Annotated in this window: 7 protein-coding genes; 2 read left to right on the plus strand and 5 right to left on the minus strand. The window is 72.9% G+C overall.

Features of this window, described 5'->3' with window-relative positions; translation table 11 throughout:
* Positions 1–14: 14 nt before the first annotated feature.
* Complete coding sequence (locus tag MICAU_RS04375; protein WP_013284080.1) at positions 15–3,305, minus strand: S8 family serine peptidase; 3,291 nt, start codon at positions 3,303–3,305, stop codon at positions 15–17.
* Between the two features lie 148 nt (positions 3,306–3,453).
* A complete protein-coding gene (locus MICAU_RS04380; RefSeq protein ID WP_013284081.1) occupies positions 3,454–4,632 on the minus strand; it encodes a DNA recombination protein RmuC in 1,179 nt (392 codons plus the stop codon).
* Positions 4,633–4,686: 54 nt separating this feature from the next.
* Between MICAU_RS04380 and MICAU_RS04385 the strand changes: the two genes are divergently transcribed.
* Complete coding sequence (locus MICAU_RS04385; protein WP_013284082.1) at positions 4,687–5,481, plus strand: hypothetical protein; 795 nt, start codon at positions 4,687–4,689, stop codon at positions 5,479–5,481.
* Positions 5,482–5,630: 149 nt separating this feature from the next.
* On the opposite strand, the gene ppc is transcribed toward MICAU_RS04385, so the two are convergent.
* Both ppc and MICAU_RS04395 read right to left on the minus strand, forming a co-directional pair.
* Positions 5,631–8,417: a phosphoenolpyruvate carboxylase gene (gene ppc / locus MICAU_RS04390; RefSeq protein ID WP_013284083.1), complete on the minus strand. Its 2,787-nt coding sequence runs from the start codon at positions 8,415–8,417 to the stop codon at positions 5,631–5,633.
* A gap of 123 nt (positions 8,418–8,540) precedes the next feature.
* The gene (locus MICAU_RS04395) at positions 8,541–9,569 is read right to left on the minus strand and encodes an ABC-2 transporter permease (protein ID WP_013284084.1); all 1,029 of its coding nucleotides are present in this window, start codon (positions 9,567–9,569) and stop codon (positions 8,541–8,543) included.
* An 84-nt stretch (positions 9,570–9,653) separates the two neighbouring features.
* Between MICAU_RS04395 and MICAU_RS04400 the strand changes: the two genes are divergently transcribed.
* Complete coding sequence (locus MICAU_RS04400) at positions 9,654–10,694, plus strand: S66 family peptidase (protein ID WP_013284085.1); 1,041 nt, start codon at positions 9,654–9,656, stop codon at positions 10,692–10,694.
* A gap of 27 nt (positions 10,695–10,721) precedes the next feature.
* Here MICAU_RS04400 and MICAU_RS04405 read toward each other — a convergent pair whose 3' ends face one another.
* Complete coding sequence (locus MICAU_RS04405) at positions 10,722–11,630, minus strand: cyclase family protein (protein WP_013284086.1); 909 nt, start codon at positions 11,628–11,630, stop codon at positions 10,722–10,724.
* Positions 11,631–11,706: the final 76 nt, after the last annotated feature.

Here is an 11,706-nt window from a genome sequence, read left to right on the forward strand (position 1 = left end):
TTCGTGTCAGCGGATCAGTCGACCGAGACGACCTCCACCGAACCGCGGCCGACGACCGCGCCCTCGGTGGTGGTGACGGCCATGTCGCCGTACAGCTCCCGGCCGGCGGCCGGGGTGGACAGGGCGGTCACCGCACCGGTGAGGGTGGCGGTGGCGCCGTTGGCCAGGGACAGCGGCGTGGACGGGGCGGAGAGCGTGCCCAGCGCCGGGGACGCGAACGAGTCCCGGTAGTCGTACGCGGTGCTCGGGTCGCTCATCGAGTAACCGTCGACCACGACCCGGTAGGTGCCGGGCGCCGGGTTGGTCAGCGTGACGGCCTCCTCCGAGTCACCGTCGGCTGCCTGCCCCACCTGGGTGGTGCCGCGGAACACCGTCAGGTCCAGGTCGGCGCTCAGGTCGGACGGGTTGCCGATCCGGGCGGTGAACGAGGTGGCGCCCGCGGGCACCTCCACCACGTACTCCTGGCTGGCGCCCTCGGTGATGCTCGGCCGCTCGGTCCGGACGCTGGCCAGCGGGCCGCCGACGCCGGTCACCTGGACCGGGCCGAAGGTGTTGGTCAGGCTCCAGCTCACCGGGGACGGGGTGCCGGCGGTGACCGACGGGAGCTGGACGACGGCCGGCTCCACCTTGACGCCCTGCACGCGGGCCTGGAGCCGGAACGGGTTGTCCAGCGCCGGCGAGGTGCGACGCGCCTCCACCTCGATCTCCCACACGCCCGGCAGCGGGTTCTGGTAGTCCCGCTCCTGCGGCTTGCAGACCGCGGCGTCGGAGAAGTTGGTGTAGCAGGCGGTGCTGGCGGTGCTCTCGACCGGCACGCCGTACGGGTTGATGGCGATGAACCGGGTCTGCGAGCCGGTCGCGATGCCGGACAGGTTGACCTGGAGCGCGCCCGCACCCGGCGGGACGGTCACGAAGTACGACCGGAAGCCGTTGCGCTCGACCGAGCCGTCGGCCGAGAACGAGAACGCCGGAGCGGCGACCGGGTTCGAGGCGATCACGACGGTGGCGACCTCGAAGTCGACGACGGAGGTGGCCGGGTCGTCGACGGTCATGATGGCGCCGTGCGCGCCGGCGGTCATCGGCTTGGCCTTCACCTTGACGGTGACGGTCTTGTTCAGCGGCAGCCAGACCACCTTGGGGGCGCTGTAGGTGCCGTCGTTGCCGCGGAAGGCGACCTCGTGCTTGACGCCCTTGTTCGGGCCGCTGGTACGGGTCAGCTTCACCTCGTAGTGGCGGCTCTCCTTGACCTTCTGGCCACCACGGTCGGCGGCGCAGCGGTTGTAGAGGCCGGTGCCGACGTTCGGGTTCGGCACGAACGTGCCGGAGGCCCGGTCGTAGCGGGTCAGGTTCGGCGACAGCTCGGTGCAGACCGGTGCCTCGGAGGTGTAGGTGCGGGTCTGCACGCCCTTGGCGAGCAGGCTCCACGCGCCCGGCACGTTGAACATGCCGTAGCCCTGCGCGTACGTCGGGACGCCGGTGATCGGCTGGCCCGAGGTGTAGACGGCCCGGCGCAGCGCGGCCGGGGTGACGCCCTTGCCGGTCGCCTTGGCGGCCGACAGCAGCAGCGCGGCGGCGCCGGTGGCCTGCGGGGCGGCCATCGAGGTGCCGTTGAGCATCTGGTAGCCCGGGGGCAGCGGGTAGCCCGCCTCCGGCACCGGGCTGCCCGCCTGCCAGGTCGGCGCGGTGGAGATGGCCGAGCCGGGGGCGGTGATGTTCGGCTTGAAGCCGCCGTCCTCACGCGGGCCGCGCGAGGAGAAGTTGAACAGCGCGTTGTCCTTGCGGACCACCGAACCGTAGTTGGCCAGCCAGGTGTCCTTGCTGACGCTCGCCGCGACGCTCACCACGTCGGTGGCGACCGACGGGTCACCGACCGTGTTCACGCCCGGACCGGAGTTGCCGGCCGAGATGAACAGCTGCACACCGTAGGTGTTGATCAGGTCGTTGTAGAGGACCGCGCGGGCGTTCGAGCCGTCGTTGAGCGCGGGCAGACCGCCGATCGACATGTTCACCACGTCGACCTTGCGGTTGATCACCAGGTCGGCCATGCCGGTGGTGAGTGCCGCCGCGGTGCAGCCGCCACCCCACGAGCAGGCGCGGGCGGAGACCAGCTTGGCGCCCGGGGCGGCGCCGTCGAAGGCGCTGTTACCCAGCATGTCGTTGGCGGCGGTGATGCCGGCGACGTGGGTGCCGTGGGTGCTCTCGATGATGCCGATGTTGACGTAGTCGACCAGACCGGGGCCGCCGACCGGGGCGGTGTTCACGTTGCGCCGGTACTCGACGACGAACGGGATCTGCTCGCGTACCGCGGTGGCGGGGTTGTCGGTGCCGAAGCGTCCGACCTGGAACCGCTCCTTGTACGGCCGCATCACCTCGTCGTCGGTGAAGTCGTTGTTCTGGTTCGCGTCGACGCGCACGTCACCGTTTGCGGGGTTGTAGAGCACGCCCCAGAAGTCGGTGGTGTCGCCGTCGCGGTTGAGGTCACCGCGCGCGTCGCTGTTCGCGGTGATGTTCTCGCGGAAGACGTTGAACCGGTAGTTGCCGGCCGGTGCGGTCCACGTGCCGAGCGAGGTGGTGAACGCCGGGCCGCTGACCTCGGTCAGCATCGGCCGCCAGGAGGCGTCCTCCAGCGGGTCGGTGGCGGTGACCCAGTCGACGATCTTGCGCTCGCCGGTGGTGGTCGTCTGGAGTGCCGGCTGGTCGAGGTCCACACCGGAGTCCATGATGCCGATGGTGACGCCGCGGCCGTCCCACTCCGGGTGCGCGGCCTTGAAGGCCTCCGCGCCGGTCTCGTTGGTCGGCATGTACGGGTTCACCGCACCGGTGTCACCGCCCGGCCCGGCCAGCGCCTGAGCCTGGGTGGCGGACTTGGCGCCCTTCGGTGCCGCCTCGGGCGCCGGGTCGGGGAGCTTGATGGTCTCGTCCAGGTCGACGGCGGCGACACCGGGCAGCGTGGCGGCCTTGAGCGCCTTCGCGGTGGGGACCTTCGCCAGCACGTAGCCGATCTGGTCGTACCGCTGGCTGACGGTGGCGCCGAGGCCGGTCAGGCCGTCGACGACCTTCTCGGCCGAGCCCTTCTTCGCCGCGATGATCATCGTGACGGTCGGCGCGTTCTTCGCCTCGGCCTCGTCGAGCAGCTTGGCGTCGTGTGCGCCCAGTGCCTTCGCGGCGGCCGGCAGCGAGGGGTCGGCGGCGGGGGCGGCGCTCGCGGTACCGGCGCCACCTCCCACGGTCAGGGCGCCGGCCGCGAGGACCGAGGCCAGAAGCGCGGCGGACGGTCGCCGGCTGCGCGTGCGGGGTTTACTCAACGTTCTCTTCCTCCAGAGAACAGGGCCCTCGTGGGGCAGGGCACGTGTGACGGTGATCCTGCGTGTCACGACGACATGTGTCACTACCCGGCCTCGGTTTGTGATCAGTCCGTGACACGGATCGGTCTACGTCACCGCGCGTGCCGTGTTAGGCGTCGACGTCCGTCGACCTTTCGGCCGATGTGGACGGCGTGCCCAGCAACTCGGGTGCCTGCGGCTGCCTCGGCGCCAGCTCGACCTGCGCCGGCGCGGCCAGCTCGTCGTCGGAGACGCCCAGCTCGGCCAGCTTGCGGGCGCTGACGAGCACCCGCGCCTCCAGCGACCCCACCGCCCGGTTGTACGCCGTCACCGCACCGCTCAGCGAACTGCCGAGCTTGCCCACGTGGTCGCCCAGTGTGGACAGCCGCCCGTACAGCTCGCGGGCCAGCGAGTGGACGGTGGCGGCGTTACGCGCCAGCGCCTCCTGCCGCCACGAGTAGGCGACGGTGCGCAGCAGCGCCACCAGCGTGGCCGGCGTGGCGAGCACCACGTTGCGGGCGAACGCGTGCTCCAGCAGGGACGGGTCGCGTTGCAGTGCCACGTCGAGGAACGGGTCCGCCGGCACGAACAGCACCACGAACTCGGGCGTCTGGTCGAACGCCGACCAGTAGGACTTGGCCGCCAGGCCGTCCACGTGCGCGCGCAGGTGCCGGGCGTGCGCGTCCAGGTGGGTGTCGCGCCCCCGCTCGTCGCGCGCCTCCATCGCGGTCAGGTACGCGTCGAACGGCGCCTTCGCGTCCACCACCACCGTCCGGCCGCCGTGCAGCCGCACCACCAGGTCGGGGCGTACCCCCTGGTGGTCGGTCGCGGCGGTGACCTGCTCGCTGAAGTCGCAGTGTTCGAGCATGCCGGCGGCCTCGACGATCCGGCGGAGCTGGTGCTCGCCCCAGCGGCCCCGCACCTGCGGTGCGCGCAGCGCGGCGACCAGCTGCTTGGTCTCGGTGCGCAGCTCGCCGGAGACGGCGCTCATGGACCGCACCTGCTCGCGCAGTTCGGCGTACGCGTCGACGCGGTCCCGCTCCAGCTCCGCCACCCGCTGCTCGTAGCGGCGCAGCGTGTCGTGCAGCGGCGCGACCGCGCGGGCCACCGCCTCCTGGGACTGCGCCGTCGCTTCGTAGCTGAGCGCCCGCATGGACTGCTCCAGCCGGCCCTCGCCGGCCTGGGTGGCGGCGAGTGTCGCCTCCAGGCGGGCGATGTCGGCCGCCGCGCGCGCCCGCGCGGCCAGCCAGCCCACCGCGCCGCCCGCGGCGAGGCAGAGCACCACCACGGCCAGCGTCGCAAAGCTCATGGCCAAGAGCTTGCCAAACGGGTACGACGAGCGCCCGGTGGGTACGTTCGAGTCATGGAGTTCGCGTTGTGGCTGGTCCCGATCCTGCTGCTCGGAGGTGCGTTCGTGTTCTGGCGGAGGGGGAGCAGATCGCGCCGGGCGAACGAGCTGGCCGACGCCCGCGCCGAGGCGCAGCGCTGGTACGAGCGGCTCGGCGGCCAGCTGATGAACCTGCACGGCGACGCTCCGGCGGTCCGGCAGGCGCTCGCCGACGCCGGTGAGCGGTACAACGCGGCCGGTTCGCAGCTGGAGCAGGCGACCACGCCGCGCCAGTTCGGGCTGGCCCGGGAGACCGCGCTGGAGGGGCTGGCGTACATCCGGGCGGCGCGGACCGCGATGGGCATCGACCCGGGCCCGGAGCTGCCGCCGCTCGCCGCTGCCCAGGGCGCCGGCGCGCTCACCAAGGAGCGCCAGGTCGACGTGCAGGGGCAGACGTTCCGGGCCGGCCCGCAGCCGGGGAACGCGACGCCCTACTACTACCCGGGTGGCCGGTTCCAGGGGCGGCCGGTGCCGGCCGGCTGGTACTCCACGCCGTGGTGGAAGACCGCGCTCGGCGCGGGCGTCGGTGTGGTCGGCGGTCTCCTGATCGCGGACGCGCTGTTCTCACCCGCGTTCGCCGACCCCGGGTACGACGCCGGCTACCAGGAGGGCTTCGGCGACGGCCAGGACTTCGGCGACCAGGGCGGCGACATGGGCGGCGGCGACACGGGCGGCGGTGGTGACTACGCCGGTGGCGACTTCGGCGGCGGCGACTTCGGTGGCTTCGGCGGCGGGGACTTCGGTGGTGACTTCGGCGGCGGCGACTTCTAGGCGGCGACTTCTAGTCGACGCCGCCGCGCCAGGCGCCGCCGCGTCGGGCGCCGCTCGCGTCGGGCACCGCTCGCGGCGCGCCGGGCGCAGGCGTTAAGAAGGGCCCCCTCTTATGCACGAGGCGTTAAGAGGGGGCCCTTCCTTACATCTCAGCCGGTGTTGCGCATGCCGGCGGCGATGCCGTTGACGGTGGTCAGCAGCGCCCGCTCCAGCGCCGTACCGTCGTTCGGGGCACGCCGCCCACCCGGCGCGGTCACCACCGCACGCCCGGCGGCGCCGGATTCGCGGTACTGCCGCAGCAACGCCACCTGGAGGTGGTGCAGCGGCTCCAGGTAGGTGTCCCGCACGGCGAGCGTGCGCTGGAGCACCGGCGAGTTGTCCAGCAGCGCCGGTGCGGCGGTGACCGCGAGCACCTCCTGCTTGGTCAGCTCGTACTCCTGCTCGATCTTGTCGAAGATCGGGTGCAGCTTCTTCGGCACCAGCGTCTCGACGTACCGCCGGGCGATGGTCAGGTCGGTCTTGGTCAGCATCATCTCGACGTTCGACAGGAACGTGCGGAAGAAGTGCCAGTTCCGGTTCATCTCGGCGAGCACGTCGGCCAGCCCGGCCGCCCGCGCGGCGGCCAGACCGGAACCCACGCCGAACCAGCCCGGCACGATCTGCCGGGTCTGCGTCCAGCCGAACACCCACGGGATGGCGCGCAGGCCGGACAGGCCGGCGCCGGTGTTCGGGCGCTTCGCCGGCCGGGAGCCGATGTTCAGCGCGCCCAGCAGCTCGGTCGGGGTGGAGGCCCAGAAGTACGCGGGCAGGTCCGGGTCCTCGACCAGCGACCGGTACGACCGGAACGCGGACTCGGACACCACGTCCATCGCCGCGTCCCAGCGCTCCAGCATCTCGGCCGGCTGCCGGGGCGCGGTGTGCAGCAGCGTGGCCTGGAGCACCGCCGCCACCGTCAGTTCGAGGTTCTCCCGGGCCAGCGCCGGCAGCGTGTACTTGTCGGAGATGACCTCGCCCTGCTCGGTCACCTTGATCGCGCCGTCGAGCGTGCCGTACGGCTGAGCCAGGATCGCGTCGTGGGTGGGGCCGCCACCACGGCCGACGGTGCCGCCGCGGCCGTGGAACAACCGCAGGTGCACGCCGTGCCGCGCGGCCACGTCCCGCAGCGAGCGCTGCGCCCGGTGGATGGACCACTGGCTGGTGGTGATGCCCGCCTCCTTGTTGGAGTCGGAGTAGCCGAGCATCACCTCCTGCACGTCGCCCCGGGCCGCCACGAGCGCCCGGTACGCGGGCAGCGACAGCAGCTCGTCCAGCAGCTCGCCACCGGCGTTCAGTTCGGCCGGGGTCTCCAGCAGCGGCACGATGCCGATGCGGGCCCGCCCGGAGTGCACGTCCACCAGGCCGGCCTCGCGGGCCAGCACCACGGCGGCCAGCACGTCGTCGACGCCGAGCGTCATCGAGATGATGTACGACTCGATGACCTCGGGGCCGAACCGGTCCTGCGCCTCGCGGATCGCGGCGAACACGTCGAACGTCTTGCGGGCCGACTCGGTGAGCGGGCTGTCCTGGGTGGAGAGCGGCCGCCGGCCGGTCAGCTCGTCGGCGAGCAGCTTGGTGCGCTCCAGCCGGGACAGTGCCGGGTAGTCGGAGACCTCGCCGACCGCCTCGTAGAGCTGGGCCAGCACCTCGTGGTGCTTCTCCGCGTGCTCCCGGATGTCCATGGTGGCCAGGTGCAGGCCGAACGCGGACACCGTACGGATGGCCGAGGCCAGCCGCCCGACGGCGGTGAGCTGGCCGGAGTTGCGGGCCAGCGACGCGCGCAGCAGTTCCAGGTCGGCGATCAGCTCGGACGAGCCCCGGTAGTCCCGCCCCGGCACGTGCGGGGTGTCGGCACGCAGCCGCTCCCGGGTGTTGGCGAGCTTCGCCTTCACACACCGCGCCTTGAGCCGGTACGGCTCCTCCGCGTTGACCCGGCGGAACCGGGGCGCCACCTCGGGCAGCGCGTCCAGGTCCTTGGCGAGGCTGGCGGACAGGTCGAGCGACACCGCACGCAGCCGCCGGGACACGCTGACCTCGGTGATCAGCTCGTCCATCGCCTTCTCGGTGGCGGCGATGCCGTGCTCGTGCTGGATGCGCAGCACCTCGCGGGTGACCACCGGCGTGACGAACGGGTTGCCGTCGCGGTCACCGCCGATCCAGGTGCCGAAGCTCAGCGGGCGGGACGTCGGCGACGTCTCCACGCCGAGCGTGCGCAGCGTGTCGGCGAGGTCGTCGAGGACCTGGGGCGCGGCCTCGGCGTACAGGTCGCGCAGGTAGTAGATCGCGTTGCGCGCCTCGTCGGTCGGGTCCGGCCGGTCCAGCCGCAGTTCGTCGGTCTGCCACATGAGATCGAGCAGTTCGGCCAGGCGGCGGTTCGCCGGGCCCTCGTCGCTGGCGCCGTACAGGATCGCGTTCGCGGTCTCGGTGTCCAGCTCGTCGGCGACGGCGCGCAGCTTGGACAGGATGGACCGGCGGGCCGCCTCGGTGGGGTGGGCGGTGAAGACCGGTCGTACGGCCAGCCGACGGGCCGCGGCGGCGATCTCCTCGGCCGGTACGCCGCGCTCGGCGATCATCTTGGCCGCCTGGTCCAGCCAGCCGCCGTGGGTCGCCCGGCGGCGGCGCAGGTCCCGGGCGCGGTGCACCTGCTCGGTGATGTTCGCCAGGTGGAAGTAGGTGGAGAAGGCGCGGGCCAGCTTCGTGCCGGTGGTGACGTCGAGCCCGGCGAGGCGCTGGGCCGCGGCCGGTACGTCGGAGCGGACCTGGGCGCGGATCTCCTCGACCAGGTCGAGCAGCGGGCGGCCCTCCTGCCGGGCGAGGGTCTGCCCGAGCAGCGTGCCGAGGCGGCGGATGTCGGCCCGGAGAGCGGCGTCGGGGCCGTCGTGGTCGTGCTGGTCGGTCACGGTTGCGCTCCTTACGCGAGGACGAAGGACAGCGCTGTCCGACTCCTCTGGATGGTATCCGCGCGGCCCCGGCGGACAGGAGGGGGACGGCGTGATGATCTGCACTCTGGGACGGCCCGTCGGTCAGCCCCGCTCGACGGCGTGCCGTCCCGCCTTCGGCCGGCGGCGTGCCCGGAACACGGTCGCGGTGAGCAGGCCGGCCAGGCCGGCGACCACCCAGACCAGCAGCCCGGTCAGTGCCCAGCCGCCGCCGCGCCAGTCGAAGTAGATGGCCGACTTGAACAGGTCGGTGGCGAGGCCCGGAACGTTCCAGCGGTGCATCCCGCGCAGGAACGGCGGCAGGAACTCGGGCGCGTAGATGCCGCCGGAACCGGGGTTGCCGAGCACGACGAGCAGCAGGATCACGATGCCGGTGCCGAGCAGCCCGAGCCAGCCCTGGACGGCGGCGGCGACCATCCCGGCCGCGAACGCGGCGAGCGCGCCGACCACCGCCACCGTCGCCACCTGATCGGGGAACACGCCGAGCACCGGCCCGACCAGGATCGCCCCGATGACGCCGAGCAGGATCGCGTGCACCGCGAGCGTGGCGATCCGCAGCCCGGCCCGGCGCAGGTCGCGCGGGCTGGTGCCGAGCGAGATGCCGAGCGCCGTGGACGCCAGGTAGCCGCCGAGCACCACGCCGACGGCCAGGTAGAACGGGACCAGGCCGCGCGGGTCGTCGGCGGAGACCGGCACGTCGTCGGTGACCTCCAGTGGCACCCCGGCCTGCCGGGCCGCCTCGGTGAACACGTCGGTGACGAGTTCGGTGGCGGCGGGCGCTCCCGCGCTGGCGGTGGCGAGCGTCAGGCCGCCGTCGGGGGCGGAGCTGAGCACCGCGTACACCGATCTGTCGGTGAGACCGTCGGAAGCGGCGTCGCGGCTGCCGTACCCGACGGGTTTGATCGTGTCCGTGCGGGCGCGGACGGCGGACATCACGGCCTGGGCCTGCTGGTCGCTCGTGACGACGGCGACCGGCACGTCGCGGGGGTCCGGCTTGTGCAGCGCGCCGACGTAGGCGGCGATGAACGCGCTGGCCAGCGCCAGGGTGCCGAGGATCAGCGCCGCCGTGCGGGGCAGCCAGTCCCGGGTACGCAGCTCCGGCTCGTCGTCCACGGCCTCAGCCTATTGCGGGCATATGCCCGGCTCATGGGGTTTCGTCGGGCGAAAACCGCTGGCCCGGGCCGATAGCGTCGGGCCATGACGGTGCCTGTCTATCCCGCCAAACCGCAGCCCGGCGACCGGGTCGCGGTCGTCTCACCCTCCGCCGGCCTGCCGGGTCTCTTCCCCCACGTGTACGAGCTGGGCCTGCGCCGGCTCCGCGACGAGCTGGGGCTGGAACCGGTGGAGTATCCGACCACTCGGGTCATGGGCGCCGACCCGCGCGACCGGGCGCGTGACCTGACCGCCGCGTTCGCCGACCCGACGATCACCGCCGTGCTGGCGACGGTCGGCGGGGACGACCTGATCACCGTCACCCCGTACCTGGACGACGACGTGTTGCGGGCCAACCCGAAGCCGTACTTCGGCTACTCGGACAACACCAACGTGCTCAACCACCTGTACCGGCTGGGCGTCGTCGGCTACCACGGCGGCTCCGTGCTCGTGCACCTCGGGCGCTCCGGGAAGCCGCACCCGCTCACGCTCGACTCGCTGCGCGCCGCGCTGTTCACCACCGGCTGGTACGAGCTGAGCGCCGCTTCCGAGTGGGGCGACGAGCCGCGCGACTGGCGCGACCCGGCCACGCTCGCCGAGGAGCCGCCGATGTACCCGTCCGAGGGCTGGCGCTGGCACGGCCCGGCCCGGGTGGTGCAGGGCCGGACGTGGGGCGGCAACCTGGAGATCCTGCACTGGCTGATGGCGGCCGACCGCGTTCCGCGCGCGGCCGACCTGGCCGGCTCGGTACTGGTGCTGGAGACGTCGGAGGAGATGCCCACCGCGCAGGAGGTCTTCCGGATCGTGCGCAACATGGGCGAGCGGGGTCTGCTCGCCGCCGTCCCGGCGATCGTGGTGGGCCGCCCCAAGGCGTGGGACTTCGACCGGCCGCACTCGGTCGCGGAGCGGCTGGCCTGGGCCGCCGACCAGCGGGCGGCGATCCTGTCGGCGCTCGCCCCCTACGCCGGCGACCCGGTGGTGGTCTTCGACGTCGACCTGGGCCACACCGACCCGCAGGTGATCATCCCGTACGGCGGCGAGATCCGCGTGGACGCGGCCGAGCGCCGCATCGCCGTGCGCTACTGACGGCGGCGTCGGGCCGACGGCGCGGGGTCAGGCGTCGACGACGGCGAAGGCGCGCACCGGGAACGTGCCCATGCCGGCGACCCGCGGCGGAGCGGCGGTGAACCGGAAGCCGGTCGGCGGCAGCGCGTCCAGACCGGTCAGGTGCTCCACGATCGGCACCCCGGCGGCCAGCAGACCGGTGTGCGCCGGGCGCTGACCTGCTGCCGCCGCCGTCATGTCGTCGATGTTGATCGAGTCGATGCCGACGAGCGCCGCGCCCGACTCGGCCAGCCACTGGGCGCCGTCACCGGTCAGGTAGGGCGCGTCCGGTGCGGCGTACGCGTCGGTGCCGAAGTGCGCGTCCCAGCCGGTGTGCAACAGCACCGCGCACCCGGCCACGTCGTACGGGGCGAGCATCAGCCGGTCCACCGCCCGCGTACCGGCCGGCACGCGTACCACCAGGCCGGGCAGGTCGGCGAGGCGGTCCAGCGGCACCCCGGTCAGGTCCGGGCCGTCGGCGAAGCGGTGCGACGGCGTGTCCACGTACGTGCCGGTGTTGGCGATCATGTCGATCCGCCCGACCTGGAACTCGACACCGGGCGCGTACCGGCTCCGGGACGCCTCCCGGGTCAGCCACTCGCTGATCGCCGGTGCGGGCCAGCCGGGCAGCGTGACCAGGCCGTCGGTGATCACGTGACTCAGCTCGACGACACGCCGACCGCCGCCGGCCGGGGCGGCCACCCCGCGCCCGCCCTTGTGCGGCTCCTCGACGACGGTCCGGTTCGTGATCCGTACCTCGCCGACCATGAGCAGCCCCAGGTGCCGGACCAGCAGCGCGGCCACCTCGTCGTCGGTGACGTCGGGGTGCGGCACGTCCAGCCGGAACCCGTCGGTGCGCAGACCGCCACCGTTGGAGAAAACCACCTCGGCGTCGAAGACCGTCCGATACTCGACCATCCGCCCACCGCACCACGCCCGGTCGCAGCCGGTCAAGATCCAACGTCGGGCGGGCCCGGTTCGTCGGTGGAGGGGG

It is taken from the genome of Micromonospora aurantiaca ATCC 27029, from assembly GCF_000145235.1.
Classification (GTDB): domain Bacteria; phylum Actinomycetota; class Actinomycetes; order Mycobacteriales; family Micromonosporaceae; genus Micromonospora; species Micromonospora aurantiaca.

Excerpts from the sequence above, each read along its gene's own strand:
- MICAU_RS04405 (WP_013284086.1), bottom strand. The coding sequence starts at position 11,630 with ATGGTCGAGTATCGGACGGTCTTCGACGCCGAGGTGGTTTTCTCCAAC.
- MICAU_RS04385 (WP_013284082.1), top strand. The coding sequence starts at position 4,687 with ATGGAGTTCGCGTTGTGGCTGGTCCCGATCCTGCTGCTCGGAGGTGCG.
- MICAU_RS04400 (WP_013284085.1), top strand. The coding sequence starts at position 9,654 with ATGACGGTGCCTGTCTATCCCGCCAAACCGCAGCCCGGCGACCGGGTC.
- MICAU_RS04380 (WP_013284081.1), bottom strand. The coding sequence starts at position 4,632 with ATGAGCTTTGCGACGCTGGCCGTGGTGGTGCTCTGCCTCGCCGCGGGC.